Annotated in this window: 16 protein-coding genes; 10 read left to right on the top strand and 6 right to left on the bottom strand. The window is 69.9% G+C overall.

Going from position 1 to position 17,768, the window contains the following annotated elements:
* Positions 1-60 precede the first annotated feature (60 nt).
* A complete protein-coding gene (locus R2K23_RS12625) occupies positions 61-810 on the bottom strand; it encodes a helix-turn-helix transcriptional regulator (RefSeq protein ID WP_316509942.1) in 750 nt (249 codons plus the stop codon).
* A 107-nt stretch (positions 811-917) separates the two neighbouring features.
* Between R2K23_RS12625 and mptB the strand changes: the two genes are divergently transcribed.
* The 4 genes from mptB to R2K23_RS12645 all read left to right on the top strand — a co-directional run bounded on the left by mptB (position 918) and on the right by R2K23_RS12645 (position 5,308).
* Positions 918-2,585 carry a polyprenol phosphomannose-dependent alpha 1,6 mannosyltransferase MptB gene (mptB, locus tag R2K23_RS12630; protein ID WP_316509943.1) on the top strand — a complete coding sequence of 556 codons (1,668 nt, stop codon included), beginning with the start codon at positions 918-920 and terminating at the stop codon, positions 2,583-2,585.
* Entirely contained in the window at positions 2,582-3,523 is a 942-nt protein-coding gene (locus R2K23_RS12635) for an ABC transporter ATP-binding protein (RefSeq protein WP_316509944.1), read from the top strand. The genes mptB and R2K23_RS12635 overlap by 4 nt, the downstream gene beginning before the upstream one ends.
* Positions 3,520-4,296, top strand: coding sequence for an ABC transporter permease (locus R2K23_RS12640; protein ID WP_316509945.1), 777 nt, complete (start codon positions 3,520-3,522; stop codon positions 4,294-4,296). The genes R2K23_RS12635 and R2K23_RS12640 overlap by 4 nt, the downstream gene beginning before the upstream one ends.
* 67 nt (positions 4,297-4,363) lie before the next feature.
* Positions 4,364-5,308 (top strand): COX15/CtaA family protein, encoded by a 945-nt coding sequence (locus R2K23_RS12645; protein ID WP_316509946.1) that lies wholly within the window; start codon positions 4,364-4,366, stop codon positions 5,306-5,308.
* Here R2K23_RS12645 and R2K23_RS12650 read toward each other — a convergent pair.
* Positions 5,258-6,193, bottom strand: coding sequence for an ATP-grasp domain-containing protein (locus R2K23_RS12650; protein ID WP_316509947.1), 936 nt, complete (start codon positions 6,191-6,193; stop codon positions 5,258-5,260). The two genes, R2K23_RS12645 and R2K23_RS12650, sit on opposite strands and share 51 nt — an antisense overlap.
* Before the next feature lie 30 nt (positions 6,194-6,223).
* Between R2K23_RS12650 and R2K23_RS12655 the strand changes: the two genes are divergently transcribed.
* Positions 6,224-7,198 carry a quinone oxidoreductase family protein gene (locus tag R2K23_RS12655; protein ID WP_316509948.1) on the top strand — a complete coding sequence of 325 codons (975 nt, stop codon included), beginning with the start codon at positions 6,224-6,226 and terminating at the stop codon, positions 7,196-7,198.
* Between the two features lie 10 nt (positions 7,199-7,208).
* On the opposite strand, the gene R2K23_RS12660 is transcribed toward R2K23_RS12655, so the two are convergent.
* Positions 7,209-8,129 carry a heme o synthase gene (locus R2K23_RS12660; protein WP_316509949.1) on the bottom strand — a complete coding sequence of 307 codons (921 nt, stop codon included), beginning with the start codon at positions 8,127-8,129 and terminating at the stop codon, positions 7,209-7,211.
* A gap of 205 nt (positions 8,130-8,334) precedes the next feature.
* Between R2K23_RS12660 and tkt the strand changes: the two genes are divergently transcribed.
* The 5 genes from tkt to pgl are packed head-to-tail and all read left to right on the top strand — an operon-like array spanning position 8,335 to position 14,781.
* Positions 8,335-10,434 carry a transketolase gene (gene tkt / locus R2K23_RS12665; protein WP_316509950.1) on the top strand — a complete coding sequence of 700 codons (2,100 nt, stop codon included), beginning with the start codon at positions 8,335-8,337 and terminating at the stop codon, positions 10,432-10,434.
* Positions 10,435-10,444: 10 nt separating this feature from the next.
* Entirely contained in the window at positions 10,445-11,584 is a 1,140-nt protein-coding gene (gene tal / locus R2K23_RS12670) for a transaldolase (protein WP_316509951.1), read from the top strand.
* Positions 11,581-13,122, top strand: a complete 1,542-nt coding sequence (gene zwf, locus R2K23_RS12675; protein WP_316509952.1) for a glucose-6-phosphate dehydrogenase — start codon at positions 11,581-11,583, stop codon at positions 13,120-13,122. Before tal ends, zwf begins: the two co-directional genes overlap by 4 nt.
* A complete protein-coding gene (gene opcA, locus R2K23_RS12680) occupies positions 13,119-14,030 on the top strand; it encodes a glucose-6-phosphate dehydrogenase assembly protein OpcA (protein ID WP_316509953.1) in 912 nt (303 codons plus the stop codon). The genes zwf and opcA overlap by 4 nt, the downstream gene beginning before the upstream one ends.
* Positions 14,023-14,781 carry a 6-phosphogluconolactonase gene (gene pgl / locus R2K23_RS12685; protein ID WP_316509954.1) on the top strand — a complete coding sequence of 253 codons (759 nt, stop codon included), beginning with the start codon at positions 14,023-14,025 and terminating at the stop codon, positions 14,779-14,781. Before opcA ends, pgl begins: the two co-directional genes overlap by 8 nt.
* Here pgl and R2K23_RS12690 read toward each other — a convergent pair.
* From R2K23_RS12690 to R2K23_RS12700, 3 genes are read right to left on the bottom strand one after another with little or no spacing between them, the layout of a single operon-like run.
* Positions 14,778-15,431, bottom strand: coding sequence for a LutC/YkgG family protein (locus tag R2K23_RS12690; protein ID WP_316509955.1), 654 nt, complete (start codon positions 15,429-15,431; stop codon positions 14,778-14,780). The genes pgl and R2K23_RS12690 overlap by 4 nt on opposite strands.
* Positions 15,428-16,960, bottom strand: coding sequence for a lactate utilization protein B (locus R2K23_RS12695; protein WP_316509956.1), 1,533 nt, complete (start codon positions 16,958-16,960; stop codon positions 15,428-15,430). The genes R2K23_RS12690 and R2K23_RS12695 overlap by 4 nt, the downstream gene beginning before the upstream one ends.
* Positions 16,957-17,724, bottom strand: a complete 768-nt coding sequence (locus R2K23_RS12700) for a (Fe-S)-binding protein (protein WP_316509957.1) — start codon at positions 17,722-17,724, stop codon at positions 16,957-16,959. The genes R2K23_RS12695 and R2K23_RS12700 overlap by 4 nt, the downstream gene beginning before the upstream one ends.
* Positions 17,725-17,768: the final 44 nt, after the last annotated feature.

Consider the following 17,768-nt stretch of genomic DNA (forward strand, 5'->3'; position numbering starts at 1 on the left):
TCCGGACACTGGGCTGCGGACCGGAGATCGTGCTCGGGTGATGCTGTTGTCGCGGCGGCCTCATGCCCGGGCCGGGCTGAGCGGGACGTGGGTGGTACAGGCGCAGTCCCCGTTGACGATGGTCGCGAGCCGCTGCACGTGAGTGCCGAGCACCTCGGACATGGCCGCCTGCTCCGCCTCGCAGAGTTCCGGGAACTGCTCGGCGACGTGCGACACCGGGCAGTGGTGCTGGCAGATCTGCACGCCCTCGATCGGCCCCGGTACCCGCGAGGTGGTGGTGGCGTATCCGGCCCGGGTCAGCGCATCGGCGATCCGGTCGGCCGCGGCCTCGACATCTTCGTCGCTGTCGCTCGGTGCCGGCTCCACGTCCGCCAGGATGGTGTCGATGCGACTCCGGGCGAAGGCGTGGACCGCTGCGTCTCCGCCGATTTCCCGCAGCTGCCGCATGGCCGCCGAGGCCAGGTCGTCGTAGGCGTGGTCGAGCTTGGCGCGACCGGCCGCGGTGAGCTGGTAGCGCTTGGCGGGACGGCCCCGCCCCGCTTGCTGCCAGGGTGCCGCCGCGTGAGCTTGGGCATCCCCCGCCTCGATGAGCGCATCGAGATGGCGACGGACCCCCGCCGCCGACAAGCCCAGCTTCGCACCGACCTGGCTCGCGGTGATGGGACCGGACTCCAGCAGCAGTCGAACGATGGCACTGCGGGTGTGACCGTCCTGGGCATGCAGCGGCGCCTCGGGGGCGCGCTGAACCGTCGGACGTATTTTCACAACACCAGTGTGACGCAATTCCGTGGGCGAATCCAGCAAGGGCACCCTTAGTGACCCCTGGGAGGCTGTCGAAAAGGTCACACCCTGGTCGGGGAATATCCAACCAGGGTCGCCCGGCCGGCCCCGCACCGGGCGCCGACTAAGCTGCCCACGTGGCAGCCCGCCTACGTTCGCTCAGCACGTCAATTGCCGGTTGGCACGGCGATGAACGCACCGTGGGCACCCCCCTGGGCGACGCCGAACTGGTCGCCCTGCGTCGGACCAGGCTGTTCGGCGCCACCGGCACCGTGCTGATGGCCATCGGGGCGCTGGGCGCCGGCGCCCGCCCGGTGGTGCAGGACCCCACCTTCGGCGTGCGACTGCTGAACCTGCCGTCCCGAATCCAGACGGTGTCGCTGACGATGACCACCACCGGTGCCGTCATGATGGCGCTGGCCTGGCTGATGCTGGGCCGCTTCGCCGTCGGCAAGCACCGGATGACCCGCGGGCAGCTCGACCGCACGCTGGTGCTGTGGATCCTGCCGCTGCTGGTCGCACCCCCGATGTACAGCAAGGACGTCTACTCGTACCTGGCCCAGAGTCAGATCGCGCACAACGGCCTGGACCCCTATCGCGTCGGCCCGGCCCCGGGCCTGGGGCTCGACCACGTCTTCACGCTGTCGGTTCCCAGCCTGTGGCGGGAAACACCGGCACCGTACGGCCCGCTGTTCCTGTGGATCGGCTCCGGCATCTCCGAACTGACCGGCGAGAACATCGTCGCCGCGGTGCTGTGTCATCGGCTGCTGGTCCTGCTCGGGGTGGCGCTGATCGTGTGGGCCACCCCGCGGCTGGCCCGCCGCTGCGGGGTCGCGGAGGTTTCTGCGCTGTGGCTGGGCGCGGCCAACCCGCTGCTGGTCATGCACCTGGTGGCCGGCATCCACAACGAGGCGCTGATGCTGGGCCTGATGCTGGCCGGCGTCGAGTTCGCGCTGCGCGGCATCGACTCTTCCAAACGGATGCTTCCGCGCCCGCTGCTGCCGCTCGGGGCGCGCTGGGCTCCCGCGGCGATGTTGGTGGTGGGGGCCGTGCTGATCACGATGTCCTCGCAGGTGAAGCTGCCGTCGCTGCTGGCGCTGGGCTTCGTGGCGATGGCGCTGGGGTGTCGCTGGGGCAGCACCGTGAAAGCGTTCTTCCTGGCCAGTGGCGGGCTGGGGCTGCTATCCCTGGCGGTGATGGCGCTGATCGGCTGGGCCAGCGGGCTCGGATTCGGCTGGCTGTCCACCCTGGGCACCGCCAACGTGGTGCGCAGCTGGATGTCGCCGCCGACGCTGCTCGCGCTGGGCACCGGCCAGGTCGGCATCCTGCTCGGGCTCGGCGACCACACCACCGCGGTGCTGTCCCTGACCCGCAGCATCGGCGTGCTGATCATCATGGTGGTGGTCACCTGGCTGCTGCTGGCGGTGTTCCGAGGCCGGCTGCACCCGGTGGGTGGGCTGGGCGTTGCGCTGGGCGCCACCGTCTTGCTGTTCCCCGTCGTCCAGCCCTGGTACCTGCTGTGGGCGATCATCCCGCTGGCGGCCTGGGCCACCCGACCGGGCTTCCGGATCGCCGCCATCGGCGGGACGCTCGTCGTCGGCATCTTCGGCCCCACCGCCAACGGGGACCGCTTCGCGCTGTTCCAGATCGTGGACGCCACCCTGGCCAGCACGGTGATCGTGCTGCTGCTGATCGCCATCACCTATCGCCGGCTGCCCTGGCGTCCAGTGCCGCCCGACGAACCCGGGTCCACACCGGCGAATTCACGCAACGGTCCCGCCGACGCCTACGCTGAGTCTCCGTGAGTGCGACTGGCACCACCGCGCCGCCGCCGTTGCGCCTGCGCGGGGTCACCAAAAGCTACGGAGCCACCACGGCCGTGTCGGGGCTCGACCTCGACGTGCACCCGGCCGAGGTACTGGCGCTGCTCGGCCCCAACGGCGCCGGGAAGACGACCACCGTCGAGATGTGTGAGGGCTTCCTGCGCCCGGACGCCGGGACCATCGAGGTGCTCGGCCTCGACCCGTTGACCGACAACGCGCAGTTGCGCGCCCGGATCGGGGTGATGCTCCAGGGCGGCGGCGGCTACCCGGCGGCGCGGGCCGGCGAGATGCTCGACCTGGTCGCGGCCTACGCCGCCAACCCGCTGGACCCGGCCTGGCTGCTCGACACGCTCGGCCTGACCGACGCGGCCCGCACCACCTACCGTCGGCTCTCGGGCGGCCAACAGCAGCGGCTGGCGCTGGCGTGCGCGCTGGTCGGCCGCCCGGAACTGGTCTTTCTCGACGAACCGACCGCCGGTATGGACGCGCACGCCCGGCTGGTGGTGTGGGAGTTGATCGGTGCGTTGCGCCGCGACGGCGTCACGATCGTGCTGACCACCCACCACCTCCAGGAGGCCGAGGAACTCGCCGACCGGATCGTGATCATCGATCACGGCCGGCAGGTGGCCGCGGGCACCCCGGCCGAGCTGATGCGTTCCGGCGCCGAGGGCCAGCTGCGCTTCCGCGCCCCGGCGAAACTCGACCTGGCCCTGCTGATCTCGGCGCTGCCGGAGAACTACCGCGCTGCCGAGGTCACCAGCGGCGAGTATCTGGTAGAGGGTCCGATCGATCCCCAAGTGCTCGCGACCGTCACGGCGTGGTGCGCCCGGCTCGACGTCCTGGCCACCGATATGCGCGTCGAACAACGCAGCCTGGAAGACGTCTTCCTGGACCTGACCGGAAGGGAGCTGCGCCCGTGAGCGAAACGCTGTTCCCCCCGGGGACCTTCAGCCCGGATCCGCGGCCCAACACCGTGGCCAGGATGCTCGCGGCCCAATTCGGGCTGGAACTGAAATTGCTGCTTCGCAACGGCGAGCAGTTGCTGCTGACCATGTTCATCCCGATCACGCTGCTGGTGGGGATGATCCTGTTGCCGCTGGGAGAATTCGGGGCCGACCGTCCCGGCGTCTTCGTGCCGGCCATCATGGCCCTGGCCCTGATCTCGACCGCCTTCACCGGCCAGGCCATCGCCGTGGCGTTCGACCGCCGCTACGGTGCGCTCAAACGCCTCGGTGCCACGGCCCTGCCGGTCTGGGGCATCATCACCGGCAAGTCGATGGCCGTGGTCGCGGTGGTGTTCCTGCAGGCCCTGCTGCTCGGCGGCATCGGACTGCTGCTGGGCTGGCGGCCGAACCCGCTGGGCCTGCTGCTGGGCGCGGTGATCATCGCGCTGGGCACCGTGTGCTTCGCCGCGCTGGGCCTGCTGCTGGGCGGGACCCTGCGCGCCGAGATCGTGCTGGCGCTGGCCAACCTGCTGTGGTTCGTCTTCGCCGGTTTCGGCGCCCTCACCTTGGAGACCGAGGCGGTACCCACCGCCTTGCAGTGGATCGCGCGCCTCACCCCGGCCGGTGCCCTCACCGAGTCGCTCACCCAGGCGATGACGGTCTCGGTCGACTGGTTCGGCATCGCGGTGCTGGCCGCCTGGGGCGCGGTCGCCGCGGCGTGCGCGGTGCGCTGGTTCCGCTTCACCTGACGCACCGCTCTCCCCCCACTCAGGCCCCTTACTACGGGCTGTAGTTGCGGTCCTCTACTCTTGGTCCGTGTTCTTCCGTCGGCTGGTTGACCTGCTTCCCGAGCCCAGTCTGCGCGCACAGCGGATCATCGCGGCGCTGGTCATCCTGACCCAGGGCGGCATCGCGGTCACCGGCGCGATCGTCCGGGTCACGGCCTCCGGACTCGGTTGCCCCACCTGGCCCCAGTGCTTTCCCGGCAGCTTCACCCCGGTCCCGCACCCCGAGGTCGCCCGCATCCACCAGATGGTCGAGTTCGGCAACCGGCTGATCACCTTCGCGGTGGTGGCGACCGCCATCGTCGCCGTGCTGGCGGTGCTGCGGGCCCGACGCCGCCGCGAGGTGTTGATCTACGCCTGGCTGATGCCCGCCTCCACGGTGGTGCAGGCCGTGATCGGGGGCATCACGGTGCTCACCGGGCTGCTCTGGTGGACCGTGGCGATTCACCTGCTGGCCTCGATGGCCATGGTCTGGCTTGCCGTGCTGCTCTACGTCAAGATCGGCGAACCGGACTCCGGGGTCAACCGCCACGTCGTGGTGCGGCCGCTGCGCCACCTGACCGCCCTGAGCGGCGTCACGCTGGCCGCCGTGCTGGTGACCGGCACGCTGGTGACCGCCGCGGGACCGCACGCCGGCGACAAGAGCATCGACCGCCCGGTGGCGCGGCTGCAGATCGAGATCCTCACGCTGGTGCACGCGCACTCATCGCTGCTGGTCGCCTATCTCGCCCTGTTGGTCGGGCTCGGCTTCGGCCTGCTTGCGGTGCGCGCGCCGCGACCGGTCCTGACTCGGCTGGCGGTGCTGGTGGTGCTGGTGGTCCTGCAGGCCGTCGTCGGTGCCGTCCAGTTCTTCGCGGGCATCCCGCCGGCCCTGGTCGCCCTGCACGTCGCCGGTGCGGGCATCTGCACCGCGGCCACCGCGGCGCTATGGGCGTCGATGCGCGAACGGACCGAGACCGAGCCGGTCCAGAGCTGAGCCGACCGCCAGCGCGAACCCGCGCTGGCGCCGCTGCCGGGTCGCGGCATCGAGCTGCCGCCACCCCAGCGACGGCTCCACCAACTCGAGCTCCAACAGCGTCGGATCACGCCGGCCGATGAGATCGACTCGCGCGTAGAGAAACTCCGTCGGCGCCACCCCCAGGCGGTCGGCCGCCGCGGCCAGCACCGCGTGGCCGACGTCCCACAGCTCGAAGTCGGGATCGGCGGGGTGCAACGACTCCTCGGCGAAGATTCCCGATGGGTCCAATGCGGGTTGCCGGCCCGGCGCCGGCAGCATGGGCGCCTTGAGGAAGGCGTGGGATTGCTCGCCGGCGACGAACACCAGCGCGATCTCGCCGTCCTCGATGCGGGCATCGTAGGGTTGCACCAGCACCGTGACGCCGGCCTCCTGCATGGTCGCCACGTGGTCACGCGCCGCGGTGTGGTCGGTGAACCGTTGCACCCCACGGGATCCCGCGCCCACCGCGGGCTTGACGACGACCTCCCCCGCCGGCAGGTGGACCAACTCCCCCGGGGCGAAGAAGTCGCTCTCGCACACCGGTATGCCGGCCACGGCCAGGTCGTGCAGATAGTTCTTGTCGCTGTTCCAGGCCACCACGCTCGGGGCGTTGAGCAGATGGGGCACCCGGCGCGTCCAATCCAGGAACTCCCCGAGGCGCTCGGTGTAGTCCCACGTGGCGCGCAGAATGACCAGGTCGGCTTGCAACGTCTCGGGATCGTCCCAGGCCCGCCAGTGCGCCGTCAGCCCCTGCGCGGCCAGCGCGGCCACCAGCCCGTCGTCGTCGCCGTCGCCCTCGACCAGCCTCGAACAGCCGGCCAGGACGATCCTCGGATGAAAAACGTCTGGACGGGCCAGTTTCATGCGGTCCTCACGTCAAGGATGATAGTCAGCATGGATGCGATCGAAGTTGCCGAAACGGGCGGACCGGAAGTACTGACCCTCGTGGACAAGCCGCAGCCCGCGCCGGGTCCCGGTGAGGTGCTGATCAAGGCCGACGCGATCGGCATCAACTACATCGACACCTACTTCCGGTCCGGCCTGTATCCGCGCGAACTGCCGTTCGTGGTCGGCAGCGAGGTGTGCGGCACGATCGCCGCCGTCGGCGCCGACGTGGCCGCGCTCACGGTCGGCGACCGGGTGGTGACCGCCAACGCCGTCGGCGCTTATGCCGAATATTGCACCGCGCCGGCGGATTTCGTCGCCTATGTGCCCGACGCGGTGGCGTCCGACGCGATCGCCTCCGCGTTGCTCAAGGGCATGACCGCGCACTATCTGATCAAGTCGGTGTACGAGGTTCAGCCCTCGGACACCGTGCTGGTGCACGCCGGGGCCGGTGGGGTGGGCCTGATCCTGACCCAGTGGGCGACCAGCATCGGCGCCAAGGTGATCACGACCGTGTCCACGCCGGAGAAGGCCGAGCTGTCGCGGCGCGCCGGTGCGGTCGAGGTCCTCGACTATCCCGAGGACCCCCAGGAGTTCGCCGCGCGGGTGCGCGAGCTCACCGGCGGTCGCGGCGCCCGGGCGGTCTACGACGGGGTGGGACAGAGCACCTTCGACGCCAGCCTCGCCAGCCTGGCGGTGCGCGGCACGCTCGCGCTGTTCGGCGCGGCCAGCGGCCCGGTGCCCCCGGTGGACCCACAGCGACTCAACGCGGCCGGTTCGGTGTTCCTGACCCGGCCCTCCCTGGCCCACTTCACCCGCACCGCCGACGAGTTCGCGTGGCGGGCCGGTGAGCTGATGGACGCGATGGCGGCCGGAACGATCACCGTGACCGTCGGTGGGCGGTATCCGCTGGCCGAGGCCGAGCAGGCGCACCGCGATCTGCAGGGCCGCAAGACGGTGGGTTCCATCGTGCTGCAGCCCTGAGGGCGGCGCGTCAGAGGTTCAGCAGGGTGGGCAACGCCAGGGCGGAGTCCACGGCCAGGGCGCAGAACACCGCGGCCAGGTAGTTGTTCGACTGCAGGAACAGCCGCAGCGGCTTGACCGGCCGACCGCGCCGCACGCCCGCGTACAGCTGATGCGCCATCACCAGGAACCACGTCCCGGCGAGCAGTGCGACCGCGGCGTACAGCCAGCCCGCCGCCGGCGCCAGCGCCACCGTGGTCAACACGGTCAGCCAGGTGTACACCAGGATCTGGCGGGTCACCTGCTTCTCGGTGGCCACCGCGGGCAGCATCGGTACCCCGGCCGCCTTGTAGTCGTCCTTGTAGCGCATCGCCAACGCCCAGGTGTGCGGCGGTGTCCAGAAGAAGATGATGAGGAACATCACCAGGGCCGGCCACTGGATCGTGCCTGTGACGGCCGACCAGCCGATCATCACCGGCATACAGCCCGCCGCGCCGCCCCACACCACGTTCTGCGCTGTGCGGCGTTTGAGCAGCAGCGTGTAGACGAAGACGTAGAACGCGATGGTGATGACGGCCAACACGCCGGAGAGCAGATTGGTGGTCCACCACAGCCAGCAGAACGAACCGACCGACAGCACCAGGCCGAAGATCAGCGCGTTGCGGGTCGGCACGGTCGCGCGGGCCAGGGGTCGCAGCGCCGTGCGCTTCATCACCTTGTCGATGTCGGCGTCGGCGACACAGTTCAGCGTGTTGGCGCCGGCCGCGGCCATCATGCCGCCGATCAAGGTGTTGAGGATCAACAATGGGTTCACCGTGCCGCGGTCGGCCAGCAGCATGGCTGGAATGGCCGTGACCAGCAGCAGCTCGATGACCCGCGGTTTGGTCAGCGCAACATAGGCCAGCACCGTGGTGCGGATTTGGCTCGGCGCGACGCGCTCGCGGATGCTCACGCAGTTAACTCCTCATCACACAGGCGGATTGTCGCGGCAGCCTCGCAGCTTCTACTACAGACGATGGTAGACCGCTCCACAAAGTCGGTGGCCTGCGGGTCGATTCCGCAGCCGCTCTGCCGGGCCATAGAGAGTCGCACTAGGGTTGGGTAGGCGCCAAGTCCGCCACGACCTGCCACGTCCTGCACCTGCAAGGAGCTCGCTTGTGACCACAGCCGAAGAGATCGCCGACCTCACCGTCCCGAACCATCCGGACGACTGGTCCGACGTGGACTCCCGGGCGGTCGACACCGTGCGAGTGCTGGCCGCCGATGCGGTGCAGAAGGTCGGCAACGGCCACCCCGGCACCGCGATGAGCCTCGCGCCGCTGGCCTACACCCTGTTCCAGCGGCAGATGCGGCACGACCCGTCGGACACCCACTGGCTGGGCCGCGACCGCTTCATCCTGTCCTGCGGGCACTCCAGCCTGACGCTGTACCTGCAGCTGTACCTGGGTGGCTTCGGTCTGGAACTGTCCGACATCGAGGCGCTGCGCACCTGGGGATCGAAGACCCCGGGGCACCCCGAGTTCCGGCACACCAAGGGCGTGGAGATCACCACCGGACCGCTGGGACAGGGCCTGGCCTCGGCGGTCGGCATGGCGATGGCGGCCCGCTACGAGCGCGGCCTGTTCGACCCGGACACCCCGGCCGGGGAAAGCCCGTTCGACCACTACATCTACGTGATCGCCTCCGACGGTGACATCGAGGAGGGCGTCACCAGCGAAGCCTCGTCGTTGGCCGGCACCCAGCAGCTCGGCAATCTGATCGTGTTCTACGACAAGAACCACATCTCGATCGAGCACGACACCGACATCGCGTTGTCCGAGGACGTCAGCGCCCGGTACCGGGCTTACGGCTGGCACGTACAGGACGTGGTGGGCGGCGAGAACGTCGTCGGGATCGAAGAGGCGATCGCCGAGGCCAAGAAGGTCACCGACAAGCCCTCGCTGATCTCGCTGCGCACCATCATCGGCTACCCGGCGCCCACCAAGATGAACACCGGCGGGATCCACGGCTCGGCGCTGGGTGACGACGAAGTTGCCGCGACCAAGAAGATCCTGGGCTTCGACCCGGACAAGACCTTCGAGGTCAGCGAGGACGTCATCACCCACACCCGCGGGCTCGTCGCGCGCGGCAAGCAGATGCGCGAGGCCTGGGAGCAGGACTACGCGGCCTGGGCCGAGCGCGAACCGGAACGCAAGAAGCTGCTGGACCGGCTGCTGGCCAACGAGCTCCCGGAGGGGTGGGACGCCGACATCACCCACTGGGAGCCCGGATCCAAGGCGGTGGCCACCCGCGCGGCGTTCGGCCAGGTGCTCAACGACACCGCGCCGAACCTGCCGGAGCTCTGGGGCGGTTCGGCGGACCTGGCCGGCAGCAACAACACCACCATCAAGGGTGCGAAATCCTTTGGCCCGCCGTCGATCTCGACGAATGACTTCACCGCGGAACCGTACGGCCGGGTCCTGCACTTCGGTGTCCGCGAGCATGCGATGGGCTCGATCCTGTCCGGCATCGTGCTGCACGGCCCCACCCGCGCGTTCGGCGGCACCTTCCTGCAGTTCTCCGATTACATGCGCCCGGCGGTGCGGCTGGCCGCGTTGATGGACATCGACACCATCTACATCTGGACCCACGACTCGATCGGCCTCGGTGAGGACGGGCCCACCCACCAGCCGATCGAACACCTGGCGGCCCTGCGGGCCATCCCGCAGCTCGCCGTGGTGCGGCCCGCCGACCCGAACGAGACCGCCTACGCGTGGCGCAGCATCATCGCGCGCGGCAACGGCAGCGGCCCGGTCGGTTTCATCCTGACCCGCCAGGGCGTGCCGGTGCTCGAGGGCACCGACAACGACGGCGTGGCCCGCGGCGCCTACGTGCTGGGCAACCCGCCGGCCGAGGAGGTCCGCGACGCCGACGTCCTCATCATCGCCACCGGGTCCGAGGTGCAGATCGCCGTCGAGGCGCAAAAGCAGCTCGCGGCCGAGGACATCGTCGCCTTCGTGGTGTCGATGCCGTGCGTCGAGTGGTTCGAGAAGCAGCCGGAGGAGTACCGCAATTCGGTGCTGCCGCCGGAGGTCTCGGCACGCGTGGCCGTCGAGGCGGGCATCGCGATGCCCTGGCACAGATGGGTCGGCGACACCGGCGAGATCGTCTCGATCGAGCACTACGGCGAATCGGCCGACGACAAGACCCTGTTCCGCGAGTTCGGCTTCACCCCGGAGAACGTCGTCGCCGCGGCGAAACGCGCACTGGAAAACTAGGAGCAACACCATGACTCAGAATCCGAACCTGGCGGCGCTGAGCGCCGCGGGGGTTTCCGTTTGGCTCGACGACCTGTCCCGCGAGCTCCTGCAGACCGGCAAGCTGCAGGAACTGGTCGACACCCGCAGTGTCGTGGGCATCACCACCAACCCGTCGATCTTCCAGGCGGCCCTGTCGGCCGGCACCGCCTACGACGCGCAGGTCGCCGAGTTGGCCGAGCGCGGCGCGGACGTCGACGCCACGATCCGCACCGTCACCACCGACGACGTCCGCAACGCCTGCGATCTGCTGGCCAAGGTCCACGAGCGCACCGACGGCGTCGACGGCCGGGTGTCCATCGAGGTGGATCCCCGCCTGGCGCACGACACCGACAAGACGGTCCTGCAGGCGATCGAGCTGTGGAAGATCGTCGACCGGCCGAATCTGCTGATCAAGATTCCGGCCACGCTGGCGGGGCTGCCGGCGATCACCGCGGTGATCGCCGAGGGCATCTCGGTCAACGTCACGCTGATCTTCTCGGTGGAACGCCACCGCGCGGTGATGGACGCCTACCTCGCCGGCCTGGAGAAGGCCAAGGAAGCCGGTCACGACCTCTCGAAGATCCACTCGGTGGCGTCGTTCTTCGTCTCCCGGGTCGACACCGAGATCGACAAGCGCCTCGAGCAGATCGCCGCCGACAGCGGACGACAGGGTGCGCTGGACGCGGCCGGCAAGGCCGGTGTCGCCAACGCCCGGCTGGCCTACGCCGCCTATCAGGAGGTGTTCGAACAGGGCAGCCGGTTCGCGGCGCTGGCCGCCGAGGGCGCCCGGGTGCAGCGGCCGCTGTGGGCGTCCACCGGCGTGAAGAACCCGGACTACCCGGACACCCTCTACGTCACCGAACTCGTGGCCGCCAACACCGTGAACACCATGCCGGAGAAGACCCTGGAGGCGGTCGCCGATCACGGTGAGATCACCGGCGACACGATCAGCGGCACGGCCGAGACCGCCAAGATCGTGTTCGACAAGCTGGCCGCCATCGGGATCGACCTGCCGGATGTCTTCAAACTCCTCGAGGACGAGGGTGTGGAGAAGTTCGAGAAATCCTGGCAGGAACTCCTCGACGCCACCCAGGCCCAACTGGACGAGAAAACCCAAGCCGGGAAATGAACGCGGCCGCGGAGTCCGGGTGGGTGAACCCACTGCGGGACAAGCGCGATAAGCGGATGCCCCGCATCGCGGGGCCGTGTGCGGTTGTCATCTTCGGGGTCACCGGGGATCTGGCGCGCAAGAAGCTGATGCCGGCGATCTACGACCTGGCCAACCGCGGCCTGCTGCCCCCGCAGTTCGCGTTGGTCGGGTTCGCCCGCCGGGAGTGGGCCGACGAGGACTTCGGCAAGGAGGTCTACGACGCGGTGCGCCGGCACGCCCGCACGCCGTTCCATCAGGAGGTCTGGGACCGGCTCTCGGAAGGAATCCGGTTCGTCCAGGGCGATTTCAGCGACGATGACGCGTTTCAGCGACTGGCAGACACCCTGCGCACGCTCGACGCCGAGCGCGGCACCGGCGGCAACCACGCGTTCTATCTGTCGGTCCCGCCGAAGGCCTTCCCCTTGGTGTGCGAGAAGCTGGCCCAGTTCGGCCTGGCCCGCGAGACCGACGGCCACTGGAACCGGGTGGTCATCGAAAAGCCGTTCGGGCACGACCTGGCCAGCGCCGAGTCGCTCAACGCGGTGGTCAACGGCGTGTTCCCGGAGTCGTCGGTGTTCCGCATCGACCACTACCTGGGCAAGGAGACCGTCCAGAACATCTTGGCGCTGCGCTTCGCCAACACCATGTTCGAACCGATCTGGAACGCCCACTACGTCGATCACGTCCAGATCACCATGGCCGAGGACATCGGATTGGGCGGGCGCGCAGGCTATTACGACGGGATCGGGGCGGCCCGCGACGTCATCCAGAACCACCTGCTGCAACTGCTGGCGCTCACCGCGATGGAGGAACCGGTGAACTTCTCGCCCGCGGAATTGCAGGCCGAGAAGATCAAGGTGCTCTCCGCCACCCGGTTGGCCCAGCCGCTGGACCTGACCACCTCCCGCGGGCAGTACACCGCCGGGTGGCAGGGCAGCCAACCGGTGGTCGGCCTCCTCGACGAGGAGGGCTTCTCGAAGACGTCGACCACCGAGACGTTCGCCGCGATCACGCTCGACGTCGACACCCGCCGCTGGGCCGGCGTGCCCTTCTATCTGCGAACCGGTAAACGATTGGGGCGCAGGGTCACCGAGATCGCGCTGATCTTCAAACGGGCACCGCATCTGCCCTTCGACGCCACCATGACCGAGGAACTCGGCCACAACGCCCTGGTGATCCGGGTGCAGCCGGACGAGGGCATCACGCTGCGGTTCGGCTCCAAGGTGCCGGGTAACCGGATGGAGGTCCGCGACGTGAACATGGACTTCTCCTATGGTTCGGCCTTCGCCGAGGAGTCCCCGGAGGCCTACGAGCGGCTGATCCTCGACGTGCTGCTCGGGGAGCCCTCGCTGTTCCCCGTCAACGAGGAGGTCGAATTGGCCTGGAAGATCCTCGATCCCGTCCTGGAGAACTGGGCCTCCCACGGCAAACCCGAGCCGTACCCGTCGGGCAGCTGGGGCCCGGAGTCCGCCTTCGAGATGTTGCACCGCGCGGGCCGGGAATGGCGGCGGCCGTGATACTCAACTTGGCGGACACCACCACCAACGACATCAACAAGAAGATCGTCGAACTGCGCGAGGAGGGCGGCGCGGTCACCATGGGGCGCGTGCTCACACTGGTTATCGCGCCCGATTCCGAAGCGGTGCTGGAGGAATCGATCGAGGCCGCCAACTATGCCAGCCGGGAACATCCCTGCCGGATCATCGTGGTGGCACCGGCGGATCCGGCCGCCGCCGACCCGCGCCTGGATGCGCAGATCCGGGTCGGCGCCGACGCGGGCGCCGGCGAGGTCGTGGTGCTCCGGTTGTCCGGGCCGCTGGCCGAGCATGCCAGCAACGTGGTGATCCCGTTCCTGCTGCCGGACACGCCGGTGGTGGCGTGGTGGCCCGATGAAGCCCCCGCGGTGCCCGCCGAGGATCCGTTGGGCAAGTTGGCGATTCGCCGCATCACCGACGCGTCGCACGGCGCCGATCCGCTGGCGGCCATCAAGGGCCGCCTCGACGGGTACCAGGCCGGCGACACCGATCTGTCATGGAGCCGGATCACCTACTGGCGCGCGCTGTTGGCCGCGGCGATCGACCTGGCCCCGCACGAGCCGATCCGGGCCGCGGTGGTCTCCGGGCTGGCCGGTGAGCCGGCCCTCGACATCCTCGCGGGTTGGCTCGCCACCCGGATCGACGGGAAGGTCACCCGCACCACCGACGACCTGAAGGTCGAGTTGATCCGGGACTCCGAGACCATCACCTTGCGGCGGCCGCAGGACGGCACCACGGCCACCTTGCAGCGCACCGGACACCCCGACGCGCTGCTACCGTTGGCGCGACGAGCAACCCGCGACTGTCTGGCCGAGGACCTGCGCCGACTCGACCCGGACGAGATCTATCACGGCGCCCTACAGGGCCTGGCCCAGGTGGAATATGAGTAGCCCCAGCTCCCAGACCGTCATCGAAACCTACGTCGACACCGAGGAATTGGCCGCCGCGGCCGGCGCCCGCCTGGTGGGTGCGATCACCTCGGCGATCGCCGCGCGCGGCCAGGCGCACATTGTGCTCACCGGCGGCGGCACTGGCATCGCGTTGCTGCGGCACGTCGCCGAGCACGGCGTGGACATCGATTGGTCCGGGGTCCACCTGTATTGGGGTGACGAGCGCTTCCTGCCCGAGGCCGACGACGAGCGCAACGCCAAGCAGGCCCGCGAGGCCCTGCTGGAACGCATCGACATCCCTTCGCGCAACGTGCACCCGATGGCCGCCGCCGACGGCGAATTCGGCACCGACATCGAGGCCGCCGCGCTGGCCTACGAGCAGATCCTGGCCGCGAACGCCCCTGCCGGCACGCCCAGCCCCGAGTTCGACGTTCACCTGTTGGGGATGGGCGGCGAGGGACACATCAATTCGTTGTTCCCCGATACCGACGCGGTGCGCGAACACTCCCGACTGGTGGTCGCGGTGACCGATTCACCGAAACCGCCGCCGCAGCGAATCACCTTGACGCTGCCTGCGATTCAACGCGCGCGCGAGGTTTGGCTGGTGGTGTCGGGCGAGGCCAAGGCCGACGCGGTGGCCGCGGCCGTGGGCGGGGCGGATCCCGTCGACATCCCGGCGGCCGGCGCCCGCGGCCGGGAGAAGACGGTGTGGCTGCTGGACACCGCGGCCGCGGCCAAACTGCCCGGTTAGTCGGACTCCCCCACCACGATCACGTGCAGCGTGCGCGGTCCGTGCACGCCCTCGACCCGGCTCAGTTCGATGTCGCTGGTGGCGCTGGGACCGCTGATCCAGGTCAACGGCCGGGTGTGCAGACCGGAATCGACGAGGCGCGCAACGGCTTCCGGGACATCGCTGACGATCTGCGCCTCGTCCACCACGCAGATGTGGACGTCGGGCACCAGGCTGAGGGCGCGCCGGCCCTGGCCGGGGCCGTGGTCGAGCACCAGCGTCCCGGTGTTCGCGATGGCGACCGTGGCGGTGGTGAGCACCGCGTCGACCCGATCGAGTTCGGCGGCCGAGCGGCCGTCGTCGTCAAGCCACCGGACCGCCGCGGCGCCAGACCACCGGTGGCGCACCTGCGCGTCGGCGAGCACCGTGCGCGCACCCACCGACACCAGCGCATCGGCGATGGCCCCGGCCACCGCGCCCGGGCTGACCCGCACCACCGCGGCCCGGTAGTCGGTGGTGCGCTCGACGAAGCGCCGGACCAGGTCGTCGCCGCCGGTGTGCACCGGAACGCCGTAGCGCCACGGAATCTCGACGCCGGGCCGCCCGGTTCGGTCGGCCAGCGCCGCGCGGACCCGGCGCAGGATCTCCGTGCGCGCGCCGCCGGCGGTCATGACGGCCGCCGCCCGCCGTCGGTACGTTCCCACCACTGCCGAAACGTCTCGGTGGGTGGCACCGGGGCGTCCCGGGACCGCGACCAGACTCCGACCGGCCACGGCAGCCGCCGCAGCATTCGTTTGGCGCCGAACACCCTGCTGCGCAACGCCTTACCTCCGAGCGAGGCGACGCGCGCGAGCGCACCGAAGCGGCGATGGTCGGCGAACAGCCGACTCGCCGCGCGCATGGCGACGGCCTCCGGGCCCGGAGTTTTCCCGCGCCGGTCGTCGACGACCCGGGTGCGCAGGTGCACCAGCAGCGACGGGATGTCGATGCGCACCGGGCACACGTCGAAACACGCACCGCACAGGCTGGACGCGTACGGCAGCGAGCGGTCCACCGCCGTGCGGGTGCCGCGCAACTGCGGGGTGAGCACGGCCCCGATGGGCCCGGGATAGATCGAACCGTAGGCGTGGCCGCCGGCCCGTTCGTAGACCGGACACACGTTCAGACACGCCGAGCAGCGGATGCAGCGCAGCGCCGTGCGCCCGACCGGGTCGGCCAGGGCCTGGCTGCGGCCGTTGTCGACCAGCACCACGTGCATGCGCTGCGGCCCGTCGTCGGCGGCGGGGCCGGTCCAGATCGAGGTGTACGGGTTCTCCCGTTCGCCGGTGCTGCTGCGGGGCAACACCTGCAAGAAGACCTCGAGGTCGCGCCACGACGGCAGCATCTTCTCGATGCCGACCACCGAGATCAACGTCTGCGGCAGGGTCAGACACATCCGGCCGTTGCCCTCGGATTCCACCACCACCAGGCTGCCGGTGTCGGCGATGGCGAAGTTGGCACCGGAGATCGCCACCTTGGCGCGCAGGAACTTCTCCCGCAGATGCAGCCGCGCCGCCTCCGCCAGCCGCCGCGGTTCGTCGGTGAGGTCGTCGGGCGCCGGCCGACCGACGGCCGCCATCTCGCGCCGGAAGATGTCGCGCACCTCGGCGCGGTTGCGATGGATCGCCGGCACCAGGATGTGGCTCGGCCAGTCGTCGCCGAGCTGCACGATCAGCTCGGCCAGGTCGGTCTCCCACGCATCGATGCCGGCCGCGGCCAGGGCCTCGTTGAGCTCGATCTCCTGGGTGAGCATCGATTTCACCTTCACGACCTCGCGGCGGTCCGCAGGCCCCAGTGCGGCCTCGACCAACTCCACGACAATGCGGTTGGCCTCCTCGGCGTCGCGGGCCCAATGCACGGTCGCACCGGCCGCGGTGGCGTTGGCCTCGAAGGCCTCCAGGTGTTCGTCGAGCGACAGCAGCGCGCGGTCCTTGATGGCCTCGGCCGCCAACCGTAGCTCCTCCCAGTTGTCGAGCTCGGCGACGACCGCGGCCCGCTTGGCGCGGATGGTGCCGGTGGCGTGCGCCAGGTTTCCGCGCAGCACCGGGTCGGCCAGGGCGTCCTTGGCGGCCTCCTGGAACGTCGGTAGCGCCTCGGGCATGCCGAGGAACGCCTTGGTCACCCCCACGTGTGGCGGCCCGGGCCGGCGTGCGGTGCTCATCGCCGCTCCTCGCCGGTTGCGGCCAACACCTCGGCCAGGTGCATGGTGCGCACCGGCGACCGTTGCCGGGACAGGATGCCGCCGATCTGCGCCAGGCACGAGTTATCGCCGGCCACAACGAATTCGGGGTTCGTCGCGCGCACGTTGCGGGCCTTGTCGGCGCCCATCGCCGCCGAGGTGTCGGCGTTCTTCACCGCGAAGGTCCCGCCGAAGCCGCAGCAGTGGTCGGCGGCGGGCAGGTCCACCAGTTCGATGCCGCCGACGGCACGCAGCAGGCGCAGCGGCCGCTCGCCGACCCGCAGCATCCGCAGGGAATGGCAGGTGGGGTGATAGGTCACCCGGTGCGGGAAGTAGGCGCCCACGTCGGTGACGCCGAGGACGTCAACGAGGAATTCGGACAGTTCGTATACCCGCGGGATTATCTCGTCGACCGCCGCGCACAGCCCGGGGTCGCCGGCGCGGGCCGCGACCCCGCGGTGCTGATGCCGGACCGAGGCCACGCACGACCCCGACGGCGCGACGACGGCGTCATACCCGGCGAACGCCTCGACGAACCGGCGCACGGCCGGGATCGCCTCCTGGGCGTACCCGGTGTTGGTGAACATCTGGCCGCAGCAGGTCTGCGCGGCGGGAAAGTCCGGGTCGCAGCCGATCCGGCGCAGCAGGCGGACGGTGGCCTTGAGCGTCTCCGGCCACATCACGTCGTTGAAGCAGGTGGCGAACAGGGCCACCGCCGGGGCGCGTGCGGCGTTGCCGGGGTACATGGGGTCTCCAGGGGCCGTCAGGATCACCGTGCGCCTCTACCCTA

The sequence above is a fragment of the Mycolicibacterium sp. MU0050 genome (assembly GCF_963378085.1).
In the GTDB taxonomy this organism is placed as follows: domain Bacteria; phylum Actinomycetota; class Actinomycetes; order Mycobacteriales; family Mycobacteriaceae; genus Mycobacterium; species Mycobacterium wendilense.

Coding starts and splice junctions, on each gene's coding strand:
- R2K23_RS12650 (WP_316509947.1), bottom strand. CDS start 6,193: ATGAAACTGGCCCGTCCAGACGTTTTTCATCCGAGGATCGTCCTGGCC.
- R2K23_RS12655 (WP_316509948.1), top strand. CDS start 6,224: ATGGATGCGATCGAAGTTGCCGAAACGGGCGGACCGGAAGTACTGACC.
- pgl (WP_316509954.1), top strand. CDS start 14,023: ATGAGTAGCCCCAGCTCCCAGACCGTCATCGAAACCTACGTCGACACC.
- R2K23_RS12690 (WP_316509955.1), bottom strand. CDS start 15,431: ATGACCGCCGGCGGCGCGCGCACGGAGATCCTGCGCCGGGTCCGCGCG.
- zwf (WP_316509952.1), top strand. CDS start 11,581: ATGAACGCGGCCGCGGAGTCCGGGTGGGTGAACCCACTGCGGGACAAG.
- tal (WP_316509951.1), top strand. CDS start 10,445: ATGACTCAGAATCCGAACCTGGCGGCGCTGAGCGCCGCGGGGGTTTCC.
- R2K23_RS12695 (WP_316509956.1), bottom strand. CDS start 16,960: ATGAGCACCGCACGCCGGCCCGGGCCGCCACACGTGGGGGTGACCAAG.
- R2K23_RS12700 (WP_316509957.1), bottom strand. CDS start 17,724: ATGTACCCCGGCAACGCCGCACGCGCCCCGGCGGTGGCCCTGTTCGCC.